The organism is Natrinema sp. CBA1119 (assembly GCF_002572525.1).
In the GTDB taxonomy this organism is placed as follows: Archaea; Halobacteriota; Halobacteria; order Halobacteriales; family Natrialbaceae; genus Natrinema.
This window is the reverse complement of the sequence record NZ_PDBS01000001.1, coordinates 1,972,435-1,987,783: the sequence shown is the minus strand read 5'-3', so window position 1 is coordinate 1,987,783 and position 15,349 is coordinate 1,972,435. Positions and strand designations below refer to the sequence as shown.

The window sequence follows — 15,349 nt, the reverse complement described above, 5'->3', positions numbered from 1 at the left end:
TCGAGACCGGCGGCTCAGGGCCTGGGAACCTAACAGCGGCGGTTCCCAGCCGAGGGATGAACGCCGGAGCGAAGCCGACCGAAACCCGGTCCTTCTTAGCGTCCCCGTCCCAACCGACGGACATGGAACGACGACGACCGCCGCAGACGGAAGAGGGTTGGTACGTCCTCCACGACTTCCGGTCGATCGACTGGGACGCCTGGCGAAACGCGCCCGAGCGGCGACGCTCGCAGGCGATCGAGGAGGGCATCGACTACCTCGCGGCCAGCGAAGCCGTCGACGACGCGGACGAGGGCGAATCAGCGACGTTCGCGGTGCTCGGCCACAAGGCCGACCTGCTCGTGCTCCACCTGCGACCGACGCTCGCCGACATCGACACGCTCGAGCGGCGGTTCGAACACACCGCGCTCGCCGAGTTCACCGAGCGGGCCGACTCCTACCTCTCGGTGACGGAGGTCTCGGGCTACATGTCCGAGGACTACTTCGACGAGGACGCGGAGGTCGAGGACACCGGCCTCGAGCGATACATCGAGTCGCGGCTCAAGCCGGAGATTCCCGACAGCGAGTTCCTCAGTTTCTACCCGATGAGCAAGCGCCGTGGTCCCGACCACAACTGGTACGAACTGCCCTTCGACGAGCGGGCCGACTACCTCGCAAACCACGGCGAGATCGGCAAGGGCTACGCCGGCCGTGTCACCCAGATCATCTCCGGCAGCGTCGGCCTCGACGACTTCGAATGGGGTATCACCCTGTTCGGCGACGACCCGACCGACGTCAAGGAACTGCTCTACGAGATGCGTTTCGATCCCTCGAGTTCCCGCTTCGCCGAGTTCGGCCGGTTCCTCTCGGCCCGGCGTTTCCCGCCCGAACACCTCGGCGCGTTCCTCGCGGGCGAACCGGTTCCACAGGAGGACGACACCGAGAGCGCCCACGGCGAGCACGGCCACTCACACGCCGGTGACGACGCCGACGGCCACCATCACGGAGACTCGGGTTCGGACGGCCACCACGGCGACTCCGGCGGCCCTCACGGCGATGATGGTGACGGGGACGAAGACGTTCGCAGCGAACTCGAGGAACTGGGCGTCTACGCGGGCCAGCCACACGGCGAGGACGTCCACGCGGTCGTGCTCTACTCCGCGGCCGATCCCGACGAGCTGTTCGAGGAGGTCGACGGGCTGCGAGGGAACTTCGATCACTACGATACGCACGTGAAGACGGCGGTGTACGCACCTCGGGACGGCGGTGATAATGCGGAGACCGCAATCGTCAGCCTCTGGGACACCGAACGCGCCGCGAACACGGCCGCCGGGTTCCTCGCCGATCTCCCCGATATTGTTCGGCAGGCCGGCGACGACGAGACGGATTCCTGGGGCACGATGGGGATGTTCTACACGGTCAGGCCCGAGCACCGCGGTGACTTCACCGGCGCGTTCGAGGACGCCGCCGGCCTCCTCGCGGAGATGGACGGCCACCGCAAGACGGACCTGCTGATCAACCGCGAGGACGAGAACGACATGTTCATCGCCAGCCGCTGGGACTCCCGCGAGGACGCCATGCAGTTCTTCCGGAGCGACGCCTTCTCAGAGGCCGTCGAGTTCGGCCGCGACGTCCTCGTCGACCGACCGCGACACGTCTTCCTGGCCTGAGCGCTCGAGGCCGATTTTTCGCGGTCTGCTCGAGCGGACTGGGGTCAGATCTGGCCTGATCCGGCCGTCTCATCGTAGAAGAAGTAGGCCGCGATTCCGGCCAGTCCGAACGCGAGCGTCACGAACGGCCACTTGCCGGGGTCGCGATCGGTCACGAACGCGTGGACGGTGACGAAGATCGCGAACCCGATGTGGCCGGCGAGCGTCGCGGCGAAAAACGCCTGTGCTTCCATTACTGAGGGATTCGACGCGGCGATCAAAGCCGTTACGAAGCCATTCGTCGGAACCAAAACCACAATAGTCGGTGCTGTGGCCGAGAAGGCGGCTCACCGCACTCGCGGTGAGTCGCCTGATCCGGGGAAGGGCAGGCGGTTCACCGATACGACCGCGAGCGACTGAACGCGCGGCGCGAAGCGCCGCGGAAAGACGAGCGGCCAACGGCCGCGAGTCGAGGGAGCGAGCGGCCTTTTTTGGTCGAGATTTTTTGCGCGAGCGGTGAACGCAGTGAACCCGAGCGCAAAAAAGGTCGGTCTTAGAAATCGTGATCCGGGTCGTCTTCGACCGTCCGCTTCATCGATTCGCGGCGGGACTTGGCGTCGCGACCGGTCGCCTCGAGCAGGAAGTCGTTTTTGGCGTCGACGGCGTCGCCCGCGGCCTCGAGTTCGTCGGGACCGAGTTCGGTGGGATCGCGCTCGTAGAACTCGACGCCGAGTTTGTCCTTCTTGCCGGAGTACTCGATGGTGCCGACGACGACCTTCTCGAAGACGGGGTTGTCGGGTTCGCCGATGACGAAGAGATCGCTTCCCTTGTACTCCTCGAACCCCGTGATCGGGCCGAAGTAATCCTCGACGGTCGACTCCATGTCCGGAATTCGCTCCTCGAGATATTCGCCGCGGCGCATCTTGTACTCCTTCATGGGTTGGGAGAAACACGGCGGACCGTTTACCTCTTTTCATAGGGAACGTTTCGACCCGCTGATCGGTCTCGGTGGGAGAACGGATCACCGAGTCAACTGCAATAGTATTCGAACTCGCTTCGGCCGGGAGACTGACCGATCGACTTGCGGACGGGAGATAGACCAGCGGACGGAGGCGCGAGTGAGCGGGGACGCAACCACTCGAGAGAGATTGGGGTCGTGAAGGGGCTACTGGCGCTCGCGCTCGCTGATATATCCCTTTCGGCAGTCGGGGCAGATGTCGCCGGCGCGCAGCGACGCGCGGTCGCCTGCGGCCACGTAGTCACACCGCGGGCAGTAGAACTCGGTCGGCACGGTAGTCGCGGGAGCGGCGTCGCTCTCGGCGGGCGTCGCGACCGAGTCGGCCCGCTCGATACCGGTGCCCGACTCCGACGCGGCGTCGGCGTCGCCGTGCTCCGCGGCCGGGGCCTCCGCGGTCACCGATCGGGCATCGCCCGCTCCGCCCGCCGACGCGTCGTTCTCGAGGACGACGGCGTCGTCATCTGGCGGAGTCGAGTCAGCCTCGTCGTCTGCAGCGTCGGAGACGCCCTCGGCGTCGTCGGCCCCGGTGAGGATCTCGCCGCCGTCGCCGTCGCCGTCGTCACCGTCATCGGGCCACTCGGTCGGGTCGGCGTCCGCGCCGACCGGCGGGCCGACGTCGCTCGAGTCGGGCCACTCGCCGTGCTCGCGGTCCCGGTCGGTGTCCGAGTCGTCATCGTCGTCCTCGAGGATCTCGCCGTCGTCGGTGACGGGATCGCCGTTCTCGTCGGTCGGCAGCTCGATCTCGTCGGCCGGGTCATCGGAACTGTCGTCGGCCGCGTCGGCTGCGGCGGCCACGTCGTCCGCCGGGTCGGCCTCGCTTCCGGCGGTCGAGTTCGGAGCGGCGGACGCATCGGGTTCGGAGTCGACGAGTTCGGCGTCTTCGGACGCGAGGTCGGCGTCGTCGGCGTCGATGAACGCGGCGTCCGAGTCGACGTCGGCGGCGCTGTCGGCCGCGGCGTCTCGTTCGATTGGCGGTTCAGTCGGTTGGGGATCGTGATCGTCGGGGAGCGAGTCGGCTCCCGTCCCGGCGGAGAGGCTGGTTACTTCGGTGTTCTCGCTGATGACGTTGCGCTGGCCACAGCGGGAACACTCCTCGTACTCCTGGACGGTAACGACGACCTCACTGCCCCGTTCTTCGCGCTCGCGTTCGACATCGGTCTCGCCGAAGTCGTGCCCGAGCAGCGAGCATCGCAGGACCATTGTCCCACCGTACCGACCCGGTCCATAAAAAACGTACTGCCTGTCAGTCGCCGAGTTATGACAGTCGTTCTCCCACGAACGTACTGCGTCGGGAAACGACTCGTCGCTGACCGCTCGTGGCGGACCGACTCCGACGGTCGTCATCGGAACGACAAACGTCAAATCCCGGGTCGTCGAATGGGTAGACGGATGAGAGCAAAGCGGGAGTACCGGAACCGAGAGGGAACGGAGGTGGCGGTACTCGACGCGCTGGTTGATCGCACCGAGGACGGGATGACCGTCTTCGAGCTCCGAGCGGCCGTCGAGGTCGATATCGACGAGCTCGAGGACGCCCTGTCGACGCTCAAGGCGGACGACCTGATCGTCGTCGAATCGGGGTCTGAAACGGTGATCAAGCCCGCCGAGCGGGTGGTCCCCAACCGGAGCGCCGACGAGGACGACGACCAGTCGATCGGGGAGTGGCTGCGCGAGCGGCTCCCTTTTTGAATCGAAACGCCTGAGAGGATCAGGCTCCAGTGAGTACGCATGAGTGTCATCAAGTCGGTCCACGAGGATCACGGAGCGACGTTCGGCGAGCGCGCCGACCGACGGATCGTCGAACACTACGGGCGACCCGAGCGGACCCATCGCGCGGTCCGCAACGGCGTCGGCCTGCTCGAGTTCGCCTACGGCGTGATCGTCGTCGAGGGCGGAGACCGCGTCGAGTACGTCGATAACGTGGTATCGAATCGCGTCCCCACGGAAGACGGACAGGGGTGTTACGCGCTCGTGCTCGATCCCCAGGGCGGGATCGACGTGGAACTGTACGTCTACAACGCTGGCGAGCGACTGCTGCTCTTCACGCAGCCCGAGGCCGCCGAACCGCTCGCCGAGGAGTGGAGCGAGAAGGTGTTCATTCAGGATGTCGACATTCGGGTCGCGACGGACGACTATGCGGTCTTCGGGATCCACGGGCCACACGCCACCGAGAAAATCGCGAGCGTGCTCAACGGTGCCGGCTCGCCCGACCGACGCTACTCCTTCGTCCGCGGGACGATGGGCGACGAGGGCGTCTCCGTCATCCGGACCGATGCGCTCACCGGCGAGGAGAGCTACGAGGTGATCTGCGCCGCAGACGACGCCGCAGCCGTCCACGACACGCTGCTCAACCAGGGGCTCAACGCCGCCCCCTTCGGCTATCGAACCTTCGAGAGCCTCGCGCTCGAGGCCGGCTCGCCGCTCTTTCACACCGAACTCGAGGGGACGCTCCCGAACGTGCTCGGCCTCCGAAACGCACTGGACTTCGAGAAGGGCTGTTACGTGGGACAGGAGGTCGTCTCTCGCGTCGAGAACCGTGGCCAGCCCAGTCGGCGACTCGTCGGGCTGACGCTCGCAGGAGACGACGAGAGCGGGGAGCGACCAGTTCCCGACGCCGGCGCGGCGGTCTTCGACGGCGACGCGTCGGTCGGCGAGGTGACCCGCGCGGGCGAGAGCCCGATGATCGGGGACGTCATCGCGCTAGCGATCGTCGACTACGACCTCGAGAGCGACGACCTGACGGTCCGAGTCGGCGGCGAGGAGGTAGCTGCGACTCGCACCGAACTGCCGTTCGTCGAGGGGTCGGATCGCTCGGATCGGCTCCCCGAGTATCAGTAGTCCGGGAGCGGCGTCGCGGCTCGTTCAGCGGTCGCTCCTCGTCCGCGGCGGCCGAGAAAACGGAGTCACGTTCCCGGATCCTTGATCTGGGGCAGTCCGGCGGTCACCAGTCGACGGAGCAAAACGACGATCCCGTTCTCGAGACCGCGGGCGAAGATCGCCTGTTCCTTCGCGCTGCCGGCGGCGTTGGGATAGTACGATCCAATCAGGAGCGTTTCGCGGTCGACGAGGAGGATTCGACTGATCGCGACCTCATCGTCGCTCTCGAACCCGGTGAGCCAGTCGAGACCGGTTTCGAACACGCGGGTGTTGGGGAGTTCCGTGCCGAGCGTGTCCGTGATCGCGTCCGTCTGCCCGCCCAGAATCATCGAGAGGTCCCTATCGACTGCCCGCTGTAAGCTGTCGAACATCGTCTCGGAGAGAATGTCCTCGTCGACGACGAGCAGCGCGATTTCGGACTCCGCCTCGTCGATGAGCTCGATCGTTCGCGACTCGATCGCTTCGTGACCGGCGAGCGACCACACCTCCTGGACGTGTTCGTTCTCCGTGACGTCCTGAATTTCCGTGCTCTCGAGGTAGCTCTCGAGCGTTTCGATCCGATTGTCGTACTTCTGTCGCAGGGTCTGCGTCGCCTCGGTGACGCTGACGGCGCGGTACACCTGCGGACTGGTGTGTTGTACTTCGACCAGTCCCTGCGATTCCAGCACACGGATGGCGTCGTATACCCTCGTTCGGGGCACCTCGGAAATTTCGTGTATTTCCTTTGCCGTTCCACTGGGGAGTTGGTTCAACGCCATAAAGCAGCGCGCTTCGTATTCCTGTAGCCCGAGGTCCTGTAACAGGCTAATCGCCTCTCTTGTAGATTCGTTCTCTGTCATGGCCCAACCACGAGTCCGGATAGCCGAACACGTAGGATAACGCGCGAGGATGGAAAAGGATTCGTGTCTTCCACCACAGTCACTGGCGTCACGTGCCTCTCTCTCCGTGAATTGCAGTTTCACTCAGATTATCACACAAGCTACTTGAGTGCACGGGCGAAATGTGGGAGTGGTGAGTCCTGTTACGGCCCAACCACGACAGGGCTCGCCATTTTCTATAAAACAGGACGGGAGAGTTCTCGCTGGTTCCGCCAACTAGCACGATCGAGTGCAGACTGACTGTCAAAGGGAGATAGCTATTCGCTCGTGCCAATCGCGGCGATTCGGTCCCTGTCAGTGGACGTGGGAGACAGAACCGACTCGAGCCAGAACGCTTCGAGACGCCTCTCGCGCGAGACGGATGTCTCCTCGTTGTCTTCGACGTGGAGAACGTCTATCGGCTCGTCGGGGGTACCGCCGGGTGTGCCTGTCGCTATGAAGCCCGCTCATTTTCACGATAGTGTGAGTTTTGAGTGACTGAGTGACAGCCGGCCTCGACGTCGAAATACGGACATACCAGCGCAGCGAACGCGACACACCCCCTCGAAAACTCGCTGAGAGCTACTGTTATGTATCGGGCCTCCATCGGTGTAGTCATGTCACGCGACGTCCTCGAGAGCGACCTGTTCGATCGGGCACCGGACGATCGAATCCGGGTACTCGACGCCGACGGGACCGTCGTCGCACCCGAACTGGAACCGGACCTCGAGCCGGAGACCCTGCGATCGATGTACCGGGACATGCGGTTCTCCCGGCGCTTCGACGAGCGGATGATCAGCCTCCAGCGGCAGGGTCGACTGGGGACGTACTCCTCGCTGGCCGGTCAGGAGGGGGCGCAGATCGGCTCGACGTACGCGCTGGCCGACGACGACATGCTCTCCTTTCAGTACCGGGAACACGGCGCGCTGGCCGCGCGGGGACTCCCCTGGGAGTACCTGCTGTACTGGATGGGCCACGAGGACGGGAACGCCGCGCTAGCGGATATCGAGGTCTTTCCGCTGAACATCTCGATCGCCAGCCACCTCCCCCACGCGGTGGGCTGGTCGTGGGCGGCGAAACTGAGCGGCGACGAGCGCGTGGGTGTCGTCCACTTCGGCGACGGGTCGACCTCCGAGGGGGACTTCCACGAGGCGATGAACTTCGCGGGCGTATTCGACACGCCGACGGTCTTTTTCTGTAACAACAACCAGTGGGCCATTTCGGTCCCGCGCGACCGCCAGACCGCGAGCGCGACGATCGCCCAGAAGGCCCGCGCCTACGGCTTCACGGGCGTTCAGGTCGACGGCATGGACCCGCTCGCGACCTACGTCGTTACGGAAGCCGCGCGGGAGAACGCGCTCGAGGCAAACGGCGACCGGTTGCGGCCGACACTGATCGAGGCGGTTCAGTACCGGTACGGTGCACACACGACGGCGGACGATCCCAGCGTCTACCGGGACGACGAGGAGGTCGAGCGCTGGCGCGAGCGCGATCCGATCGACCGGTTCGAGGCGTACCTGCGGAACAACGGTGTCCTCGACGACGACCGAATCGACGCGATCGAAACTGAGATCGAGGAGACGCTCGAGACGCTGGTCGAGCGCGCCGAAGGCGTCGGCGGGGACCCCAGCGAGATGTTCGAGTACACCTATGCGGAGCCGACCTCGCGACTCGAGGACCAACGCGATTATCTGGAATCCCTGCGGGAAACCCACGGCGACGAGGAATTACTCGAGGACGAGTAAGTTCCAGGACGAGCATATAAAGCCGGTCGGTAGACAGGCGAACGACTATCCGACCATCGTGTCGAGGTGCAGTCGATATGCAACTCGAGCAGTCGTCCCGGGGTGCAACGTCGACCTGGAGTGGCACGGTGCCGAGCGCGGTCGACGCGCGCGTGCTCGGGCTGGTCGTCGTGACGGCCGCGCTCGCGGCGTCGATAAACGTGCCCTACGGCGGCCTCCCGATGGCGGCCGCCGCGTTCGTCCTGCTGGCGAGCGGCGGCGTCGCGCTTCACCTGCTTGGCGAACGGAAACTCCGCCGGATCACCGACGAACTCGTCGAAAAGTGGGTCGCGGCCGGCGGCCAGATCGACGACGTCACTCGGTCGTCGAACGGGATGCGGACGGAGTGGCGCGTCCATACCCCCGACGGCGAGATCGTCATCGGCGGCATCGCACTCGTCCCGATCGCTCGGTTGGCCGTCGAGTGGCAAGGGATCGGCGACACGATGGCCGCCAGCGAGGCCGAAGCGGACATCGATCGCCTCGCCGAGAGTCTCTACCGAGAGATCTTCGAGATCGGGGACGCGACCCAGCAGGCTTGACACCGGGGCCCTCGACGTTCCCTCCTCGAGCGGTACCGGGAGCCGTCACTCGAACAGTTCTTCGTGGCGCTGGGCCAGATTCGTGTAGTCACCCGAGGAAAACGCCTCGAGGATCTCCGCCGCGTCGATCCCCGTCTCCGCGAGCGGCGTGATCTCCGCCGGGACGCCGCGGACGAACGATTCGGGCGGGATCGAGTAGCCGTCGGGAACGACGGTCCCCGCGGCGACAATGCTCCCGCTACCGATCGTGACGTCGGAATTAATCGTCGCGTTGAACCCGACCAGCGTCCGCTCCTCGACGGTCGTCTCGTTGAGCACTGCGCCGTGTCCCACCATGACCTCGTCCTCGAGCCGTGACGCGTGAATCGTGGCGTTGTCGCCGACGTGTGTCTCCCGGCCGATACGGACGGGGCCGATATCTCCTCGAAGGACAACGCCGGGCCAGACGCTCGCGTCCGCTTCGACTCGGACGTCGCCGACGAGAGTCGCCTCCCTGCTCACCCGCGCCCCGTCGTCGATCATCGGTCGCTCCCCCTCGAATTCGTAGCGTCTGCTGTCATCCATGCGCGAAACGACCACGATCGGACGGATAATACCGCGGTACCGCACTCGTGACAGTCTCTCTCGAGTCAAACTGCTCCCGGACGAAATCGAGGCGAGTGATTACACAGGTCACGAGACCTATTGATGCCATTCAAAACCATTCAATGGTCTGCAAGGCCATTACTTATACCGTATCGAACCGGACGGCTAGTCGAAGACAATGAGTCACTCAGAATCCCCCATCCGAGCGATGTTCGACGCACAGCGAACCGCAGTCAAACAGAGTCAGCAGCTGATCAAACAGGGAATGGCCACGCAGCGAAACGTCGACACGATGGCCCTCACCGGACTCAAAGGCCAGAAGTCTCTCCAGCGCCAGCAACTCGAGCTCGCGCAGGCGGCGACCCACGGCTACCTCAGCGCGACGGCGGCGATGCTGCCGAGCGACGACGCTCCCGAGGTCCACCGGACCATCGACGAGACCTTCGACCAGCTGAAATCGACTCACGCGGAGTTCTACGACGCACTCGAGCGCGAACTCGAGCGAGATGTTGACTCTGCCAACGAGCTTTCCGAAGAGTTCGTCGACGCGCTCGACGAGCAGACCGACCAGTTCCTCGAGATCACGCGCTCCGTCGAGGACCAGACGGTCCAGAACGTCGACGAACTCTCGGGACAGCTCCGCGAGCAACTCGAGCGGACCCAGGAGCTACAGGACCGACTCGAGGACCAACTCGAGGAACAGACCGGCGGCGTCGAGGAACTCCTCGAGCAGCAGGCCGACCAGATCGAGCAGTTCCAGCAGCAACTCGAGGAACAGACCCAGGCGGTCACCCAGCAGATTCCGATTCAGGGTGCCAACGAGCCACACATGAAGATCGAAACCGATCCGGAGCACACCCTCGAGGACGTCGAGGGAATCGACGCGGACGTCCGCGAACAGCTCTCGGATGCCGGCATTGCGACGATCGACGATCTCACGCGCGCCGGTGCCGAGGCCGTCGCCGAGGCCGCCGATATTTCGGAGAGCCAGGCCGAGGAATGGATCGAGCAGGCCGAAGCCTGATCGGGGTCACGGGCATCCAGCTGCGCCGCACTGGCACTCGAACGCGAGAGCGATAGCGCCACGGATCCCCAGCAGCGTTACGACTGAATCTTATCGACGATTTCGCGGGCCTGTTCCGTCGCTTTGTCCTCGCCGACGTGCTTCTCGATCAGGACGCTGGTGACCTCCCAGTCGTCCTCCCCTTCGATCTTCCCGGTTCGGACCTCGCTGCCCTCGGAGACGGATTCCGCCGGCTGCTCCGCCCAGTCGGGCGTTCGGATCTCGTCGTACCGATCCGGATCGCGAAACCGAACGTGAGTGTAGTCGTCCTCCGTTTCGACTGTATTGATATCGGGCGTGTCGGCCATACGCAACTCTCACACACCCAGACGGCTAAATCACGCCCCTGAATGTGCCCCGGGTACCCAGTCAGTCACTCGGCACTCATCTTCGCGATCCCAAACGCGGCGAACGACAGCGCTCGGCGTGGATACTATCCGTGGCATCCTCCTACAGAGACCCATGCTCGTCCTCGGCGACGCCCACGCGTCCGACCCCGACCGGTGTGAGATCCTGCTCGAACTCTATCGAACCCTCGAGCCCGACCGGGTGCTCCAACTCGGCGACCTCGAGCGATACGACCTGCCGGCGCCGACGTGGTTCATTGCGGGCAACAACGAGGACTTCGACGTGATCGACGCGCTACGGGCGGGCGAGCACCCCACGGAAACGAACAACGTGCATCTCCTCGCGAGCACGGTGGCGACGGTCGACGGCCTTCGCGTGGCCGGTCTCTCGGGCAACTTCGCCCCCACAAGGTACGACCTGCCGCGAGACGAACTCGTCGGCGAGCGCCGGCGGCACTTCACCCACGAGGACATCGACCGAGCCGCCGCCCTCGAGGATATCGACGTCTTCCTCACCCACGAGGCCCCGAACGGTCTGTTGTCCTACGGCTACGATCCCGGCTGTACGTACGTCGACGATCTGCTCGAGACGCTCTCGCCAGACCTCTGTCTGGTCGGCCACCACCACCGCCATCGCGAAGCCGAGATCTCGGGAACCAGGGTCGTGAGTCTCGCGCCTGCCTGGAAACGATACTACACGCTCGAGCCCGAGACACTAGCACTCGAGAGCCACGAGCACGACCAGTCGGTCGGCGACTGAACGCGAGAAAAAGAACGGATACTACCGGCGGCTGCCGTCTCAGAACGTCTCGAGGTAGCGGTCGAGTTCCCAGTCGGAGACGTCGACGAGGTAGTCCTCGAACTCCTGGCGCTTGGCCTCGACGAACTTGGAACTGACGTGGTTGCCGAGCGCGTTGTAGATCGCGTCGTCTTCCTCGAGGGCGTCGACGGCCTCGCCGAGGTTCGCCGGCAGCGTGTCGATGCCGTACTCCTCGCGTTTCGCTTCGTCGAAGTCGTAGATGTTCTCGCGGACCGGGTCCGGACAGTCGAGGTCCTTCTCGATGCCGTCGAGTCCGGCGTGGATCATGACGGCGAGCGCGAGGTAGGCGTTACAGGACGGGTCGGGCGAGCGCAGTTCGACGCGCGACGCTGCGGGCGTTCGCGCGGCCGGCTTGCGGATGAGTGCCGAGCGGTTTCGGTCGGACCACGCCACGTAGACCGGTGCCTCGTAGCCTGGAACCAGCCGCTTGTAGCTGTTCACGGTGGGGTTCGCGATCGCCGTGATCGCCGGCGCGTGCTCGAGGATGCCGGCGGTAAACGCGTGGGCCTCGTCGCTCAGGTTGAATTCGTCGTCGTCGTCGTGGAAGGCGTTCTCGCCGTCCTCGGTGAACAGGGAGAGATGCGTGTGCATTCCCGAGCCGTTGATTCGCGGAATCGGCTTGGGCATGAACGTCGCGTGGAGGTCGTGCTGGGCGGCGATCGCGCGGACGACGGTGCGGAAGGTGCCGACGTTGTCCGCCGTCGTCAGGGCGTCGTCGTAGGTGAAGTTGATCTCGTGTTGGCCCTCGGCAACCTCGTGGTGGCTCGCCTCGACCTCGAAGCCCATGCTCTCGAGGCCGTAGATGATGTCGCGGCGAACGTCGCTCGCGAGATCTTTCGGCGCGAGATCGAAGTAGCCGCCGGCGTCGTTGGTTCTGGTCGTCGCGCGGCCATCCTCGTCTTCTTCGAAGAGGAAGAACTCCGGTTCGGGGGCGGCGTTGACGGTATAGCCCATCTCGTCGGCGCGGTCGAGCGCGTTCTTGAGGACGCGCCGCGGGTCGCCCTCGAAGGGCTCGCCGGTGGAGGTGTCGTAGACGTCACAGATCATTCGGGCGGCTGCGCTCTCTTCTTTCTGGCGCCACGGGAGAACCGCGAACGTGTCCGGATCGGGCTTGAGCCGCATGTCTGACTCCTGAATGCGAACGAAGCCTTCGATGGACGACCCGTCGAAGTAGATCCCTTCGGCGAACGCCTTCTCGGCCTGTCGGGCCGGTACGGAGACGTTCTTGACCGTTCCCAGAATATCGGTGAACTGCAGTCGGAGGAAATCAACGTCTTGCTCCTCGATCTCGTCGAGTACCGCCTGTTCGGCGTCAGTGAGGTTTCCGCTTGTCATTGTTCTCGTGGTCGTATCCTCGGAACCCGCCTATTAAAACACTACTGTTCTAAGCAAATCTTCGCTCTCCCCGTCCAAACTGTATATTCGTAAAGTTCTAAAGGCCCCAATGAGTGGGTAGATGTGATGACGTACGAAAATCTCGACGCAAAACTAGTGAATTCACTCCTCGGCGATGGCCGAGCGAGCCTGCGAAGCCTCGCCGAAGAACTCGACGTCTCGGTGACGACCGTCTCGAATCACCTTTCCACGCTGGAGGACGAGGGCGTCATTCAGGGCTACACACCCCGCGTCGATTACGGCGCGGCCGGGTTCGACGTGACCGCCGTCATCCAGTTGCAGGTCGAGGGGAACGCGCTGCCCGACGTCACGGAAACGCTGCGCGACCACCGCCAGATGACTAGCGTCTACGAGGTCACCGGTGACTACGACGTAATCGCCATCGGCAAGTTCGAAGACACCGACGGTATGAACGACCAGATCAAACAGCTGCTGACCGACCCCGATATCAAGGCCTCGAACACCAGCGTCGTCCTCAACGCCGTGAGCGAGAACGAACAGTTCGACCTCGAGGTCGACGAGAACGAGTAATCGGACGATCGCTTTCTGACGGTGCATCTTCTAGAGTCGCGGTGCCATCAGCTTATTCACCGCGAGCGAACGGAGTGAGCGAGCGGGCCGACGACTGACTCGGAGCGAGTGAAACGAGCGGAGAGGAAAGAGGAGTGCTTTTATACTAAATTTTGCCGAGGGCCGCCGAAGGCGGCCCGTAGAGCAAAATTTAGTTTTACATCATGCCGCCCATGCCGCCGCCCATGCCGCCCATGCCGCCGGGGGCACCACCGGGGCCGCCGGCCTCGTCGTCGCCCTTGTCGGTCGACAGATCGCCGGCGGAGATGATGTCGTCGATTTTGAGCACGAGGTTGGCCGCTTCGGCGGCGGAAGTGACGGCCTGCTCCTTGGCGTGGGCCGGTTCGACGACGCCTGCCTCGAACGTGTCCTCGACGTCGCCCGAGAAAACGTTCAGGCCGGCCGTAATCTGGCCGTCGTCGTGGGCCGCGCGCAGGTCGACCAGCGTGTCGATCGAGTCGAGACCCGCGTTCCCGGCGAGGACGCGCGGGACGAGCTCGAGCGAGTCGGCGAACGCCTCGACGGCCAGCTGCTCGCGGCCGGAGACGGAGTCGGCGAAGTCGCGCAGGCGCGAGGCGAGTTCGACCTCGATCGCACCGCCGCCCGCGAGGACGCGGCCGTCGGAGACGGTCTGTGCGACGACGTCGAGCGCGTCGTTGACGCCGCGCTCGAGTTCGTCGACGACGTGGTCGGTCGAGCCACGAAGGAGGAGGGTGACGCCGTGGGCGTCCTCGCCCTCGACGTAGAACAGTTCGTCCTCGTCGTCGCGCGTGACGTCACCGAAGCCGAGGTCCTCGGAAGTCGCGCCCTCGAGGTCGGAGACGAGCGACGCGCCGACGACCTCCTGCAGGAACTCCAGATCGCTCTTCTTGGCGCGGCGCACTGCGAGGATGCCCTCTTTGGCGAGGTAGTGCTGGGCGAGGTCGTCGATGCCCTTCTGACAGAAGACGACGTCCGCGCCGAGATCGACGATGTGCTGGACCTTCTCTTTCAGCTGTTTCTCCTCGCGGTCGAGGAACTTCTGGAGCTGGTCGGGGTCGGTGACGGAGACCTCGGTGTCGACGTCGGCCTCTTCGACCTCGATGGCCTCGTTCAGCAGCAGGATGTCCGCGTCCGTCGCCTCGCTGGGCATGTTGTCGTGGACGGGGTCCTTGTCGATGATGCCGCCCTCGAGGAGGTCGGACTCGCCGGCGCTGCGGCCGGTCTGGGTCTCGATATTGAGGAACTCGAGGTCGACGACGTTGTTGCCCTCATTGTCCTCGACGGTGACCTGACGGATGGCCTCGACGATCAGCTGGGCGAGGTGCTCCTTGTTGACCTCGGTCCCCTTGCCGGTCATCGAGGTTTCGGCGGTCTTCCGGAGGAGGTCCTCGTCGCTGGTGTCGATGTCGGTCGCGATGTCGTCGATCTCCTCGCGGGCCTGCTCGCTGGCGAGGTGGAAGCCCTTGATGATCGCCGTCGGGTGAATGTCCTGCTCGAGGAGGTCCTCGGCGTTCTTGAGGAGTTCGCCGGCGATCGCGACGGCCGTCGTGGTGCCGTCGCCAGCCTCGTCCTCCTGGGTCTCGGCGACCTCGATGATCATCTCGGCCGTCGGGTTGTCGATGTCCATCTCCTTGAGGATGGTGACGCCGTCGTTAGTGATCGTCACCGATCCCATGGAGTCGACGAGCATCTTGTCCATGCCCTTCGGGCCGAGCGTGGACTGGACGGCTTCAGCGACCGCACGGGCGGCGCTGATGTTGTAATCCTGCGCGTCCTTGTCCTTGACGCGCTGGGAGTCCTCGCTCATTACGATCATCGGCTGACCCTGCTGCATTCGCTGACTCATAGTCGAGCGGATGATTGTTTGTGATTCTATATAAGCCT

General features: G+C 64.4%; 16 protein-coding genes. 8 read left to right on the top strand and 8 right to left on the bottom strand.

Annotated elements, in window-relative coordinates:
* The first annotated feature begins 122 nt into the window (after positions 1 to 122).
* The gene (locus CP556_RS09775) at positions 123 to 1,649 is read left to right on the top strand and encodes a heme-binding protein (protein WP_098725441.1); all 1,527 of its coding nucleotides are present in this window, start codon (positions 123 to 125) and stop codon (positions 1,647 to 1,649) included.
* A gap of 44 nt (positions 1,650 to 1,693) precedes the next feature.
* Here the strand turns inward: CP556_RS09775 and CP556_RS09770 are convergent, their stop codons facing one another.
* The 3 genes from CP556_RS09770 to CP556_RS09760 all read right to left on the bottom strand — a co-directional run bounded on the left by CP556_RS09770 (position 1,694) and on the right by CP556_RS09760 (position 3,846).
* Positions 1,694 to 1,882, bottom strand: a complete 189-nt coding sequence (locus tag CP556_RS09770) for a hypothetical protein (protein WP_098725440.1) — start codon at positions 1,880 to 1,882, stop codon at positions 1,694 to 1,696.
* A 299-nt stretch (positions 1,883 to 2,181) separates the two neighbouring features.
* Complete coding sequence (locus CP556_RS09765; protein WP_098725439.1) at positions 2,182 to 2,565, bottom strand: DUF5611 family protein; 384 nt, start codon at positions 2,563 to 2,565, stop codon at positions 2,182 to 2,184.
* 228 nt (positions 2,566 to 2,793) lie between these two features.
* Positions 2,794 to 3,846: a DUF7093 family protein gene (locus CP556_RS09760; RefSeq protein WP_098725438.1), complete on the bottom strand. Its 1,053-nt coding sequence runs from the start codon at positions 3,844 to 3,846 to the stop codon at positions 2,794 to 2,796.
* A 189-nt stretch (positions 3,847 to 4,035) separates the two neighbouring features.
* On the opposite strand from CP556_RS09760, the gene CP556_RS09755 reads away from it, so the two are divergent.
* Positions 4,036 to 4,332 carry a DUF6432 family protein gene (locus CP556_RS09755; RefSeq protein ID WP_098727354.1) on the top strand — a complete coding sequence of 99 codons (297 nt, stop codon included), beginning with the start codon at positions 4,036 to 4,038 and terminating at the stop codon, positions 4,330 to 4,332.
* A 39-nt stretch (positions 4,333 to 4,371) separates the two neighbouring features.
* Positions 4,372 to 5,481: a CAF17-like 4Fe-4S cluster assembly/insertion protein YgfZ gene (gene ygfZ, locus CP556_RS09750; protein WP_098725437.1), complete on the top strand. Its 1,110-nt coding sequence runs from the start codon at positions 4,372 to 4,374 to the stop codon at positions 5,479 to 5,481.
* Positions 5,482 to 5,546: 65 nt separating this feature from the next.
* On the opposite strand, the gene CP556_RS09745 is transcribed toward ygfZ, so the two are convergent.
* The gene (locus CP556_RS09745) at positions 5,547 to 6,359 is read right to left on the bottom strand and encodes a TrmB family transcriptional regulator (protein ID WP_098725436.1); all 813 of its coding nucleotides are present in this window, start codon (positions 6,357 to 6,359) and stop codon (positions 5,547 to 5,549) included.
* 635 nt (positions 6,360 to 6,994) lie between these two features.
* Here CP556_RS09745 and pdhA point away from each other — a divergent pair.
* Together pdhA and CP556_RS09735 are read left to right on the top strand one after the other, a co-directional pair.
* The gene (gene pdhA, locus CP556_RS09740) at positions 6,995 to 8,122 is read left to right on the top strand and encodes a pyruvate dehydrogenase (acetyl-transferring) E1 component subunit alpha (RefSeq protein WP_098725435.1); all 1,128 of its coding nucleotides are present in this window, start codon (positions 6,995 to 6,997) and stop codon (positions 8,120 to 8,122) included.
* A 77-nt stretch (positions 8,123 to 8,199) separates the two neighbouring features.
* On the top strand, positions 8,200 to 8,703 hold the full coding sequence (locus tag CP556_RS09735) for a hypothetical protein (protein WP_098725434.1): 504 nt from the start codon (positions 8,200 to 8,202) through the stop codon (positions 8,701 to 8,703).
* Positions 8,704 to 8,748: 45 nt separating this feature from the next.
* Here CP556_RS09735 and CP556_RS09730 read toward each other — a convergent pair whose 3' ends face one another.
* Complete coding sequence (locus CP556_RS09730) at positions 8,749 to 9,267, bottom strand: gamma carbonic anhydrase family protein (RefSeq protein WP_098725433.1); 519 nt, start codon at positions 9,265 to 9,267, stop codon at positions 8,749 to 8,751.
* Between the two features lie 199 nt (positions 9,268 to 9,466).
* On the opposite strand from CP556_RS09730, the gene CP556_RS09725 reads away from it, so the two are divergent.
* Positions 9,467 to 10,312 (top strand): helix-hairpin-helix domain-containing protein, encoded by an 846-nt coding sequence (locus CP556_RS09725; RefSeq protein WP_255291440.1) that lies wholly within the window; start codon positions 9,467 to 9,469, stop codon positions 10,310 to 10,312.
* A 77-nt stretch (positions 10,313 to 10,389) separates the two neighbouring features.
* Here CP556_RS09725 and CP556_RS09720 read toward each other — a convergent pair whose 3' ends face one another.
* Positions 10,390 to 10,659 carry a hypothetical protein gene (locus CP556_RS09720; RefSeq protein ID WP_098725431.1) on the bottom strand — a complete coding sequence of 90 codons (270 nt, stop codon included), beginning with the start codon at positions 10,657 to 10,659 and terminating at the stop codon, positions 10,390 to 10,392.
* A 154-nt stretch (positions 10,660 to 10,813) separates the two neighbouring features.
* Between CP556_RS09720 and CP556_RS09715 the strand changes: the two genes are divergently transcribed.
* Entirely contained in the window at positions 10,814 to 11,458 is a 645-nt protein-coding gene (locus tag CP556_RS09715) for a metallophosphoesterase family protein (protein WP_098725430.1), read from the top strand.
* Between the two features lie 39 nt (positions 11,459 to 11,497).
* Here the strand turns inward: CP556_RS09715 and glnA are convergent, their stop codons facing one another.
* Positions 11,498 to 12,853, bottom strand: coding sequence for a type I glutamate--ammonia ligase (glnA, locus tag CP556_RS09710; RefSeq protein ID WP_098725429.1), 1,356 nt, complete (start codon positions 12,851 to 12,853; stop codon positions 11,498 to 11,500).
* Positions 12,854 to 12,979: 126 nt separating this feature from the next.
* Between glnA and lrp the strand changes: the two genes are divergently transcribed.
* Positions 12,980 to 13,444 carry an HTH-type transcriptional regulator Lrp gene (gene lrp, locus CP556_RS09705; protein WP_098725428.1) on the top strand — a complete coding sequence of 155 codons (465 nt, stop codon included), beginning with the start codon at positions 12,980 to 12,982 and terminating at the stop codon, positions 13,442 to 13,444.
* Between the two features lie 196 nt (positions 13,445 to 13,640).
* Here the strand turns inward: lrp and thsB are convergent, their stop codons facing one another.
* Positions 13,641 to 15,311, bottom strand: a complete 1,671-nt coding sequence (thsB, locus tag CP556_RS09700; protein WP_098725427.1) for a thermosome subunit beta — start codon at positions 15,309 to 15,311, stop codon at positions 13,641 to 13,643.
* Positions 15,312 to 15,349: the final 38 nt, after the last annotated feature.

Bases quoted from the DNA above. Each gene is read 5' to 3' on its own strand.
- CP556_RS09775 (WP_098725441.1), top strand. From the start codon at position 123: ATGGAACGACGACGACCGCCGCAGACGGAAGAGGGTTGGTACGTCCTC.
- CP556_RS09770 (WP_098725440.1), bottom strand. From the start codon at position 1,882: ATGGAAGCACAGGCGTTTTTCGCCGCGACGCTCGCCGGCCACATCGGG.
- CP556_RS09765 (WP_098725439.1), bottom strand. From the start codon at position 2,565: ATGAAGGAGTACAAGATGCGCCGCGGCGAATATCTCGAGGAGCGAATT.
- CP556_RS09760 (WP_098725438.1), bottom strand. From the start codon at position 3,846: ATGGTCCTGCGATGCTCGCTGCTCGGGCACGACTTCGGCGAGACCGAT.
- CP556_RS09755 (WP_098727354.1), top strand. From the start codon at position 4,036: ATGAGAGCAAAGCGGGAGTACCGGAACCGAGAGGGAACGGAGGTGGCG.
- ygfZ (WP_098725437.1), top strand. From the start codon at position 4,372: ATGAGTGTCATCAAGTCGGTCCACGAGGATCACGGAGCGACGTTCGGC.
- CP556_RS09745 (WP_098725436.1), bottom strand. From the start codon at position 6,359: ATGACAGAGAACGAATCTACAAGAGAGGCGATTAGCCTGTTACAGGAC.
- pdhA (WP_098725435.1), top strand. From the start codon at position 6,995: ATGTCACGCGACGTCCTCGAGAGCGACCTGTTCGATCGGGCACCGGAC.
- CP556_RS09735 (WP_098725434.1), top strand. From the start codon at position 8,200: ATGCAACTCGAGCAGTCGTCCCGGGGTGCAACGTCGACCTGGAGTGGC.
- CP556_RS09730 (WP_098725433.1), bottom strand. From the start codon at position 9,267: ATGGATGACAGCAGACGCTACGAATTCGAGGGGGAGCGACCGATGATC.
- CP556_RS09725 (WP_255291440.1), top strand. From the start codon at position 9,467: ATGAGTCACTCAGAATCCCCCATCCGAGCGATGTTCGACGCACAGCGA.
- CP556_RS09720 (WP_098725431.1), bottom strand. From the start codon at position 10,659: ATGGCCGACACGCCCGATATCAATACAGTCGAAACGGAGGACGACTAC.
- CP556_RS09715 (WP_098725430.1), top strand. From the start codon at position 10,814: ATGCTCGTCCTCGGCGACGCCCACGCGTCCGACCCCGACCGGTGTGAG.
- glnA (WP_098725429.1), bottom strand. From the start codon at position 12,853: ATGACAAGCGGAAACCTCACTGACGCCGAACAGGCGGTACTCGACGAG.
- lrp (WP_098725428.1), top strand. From the start codon at position 12,980: ATGACGTACGAAAATCTCGACGCAAAACTAGTGAATTCACTCCTCGGC.
- thsB (WP_098725427.1), bottom strand. From the start codon at position 15,311: ATGAGTCAGCGAATGCAGCAGGGTCAGCCGATGATCGTAATGAGCGAG.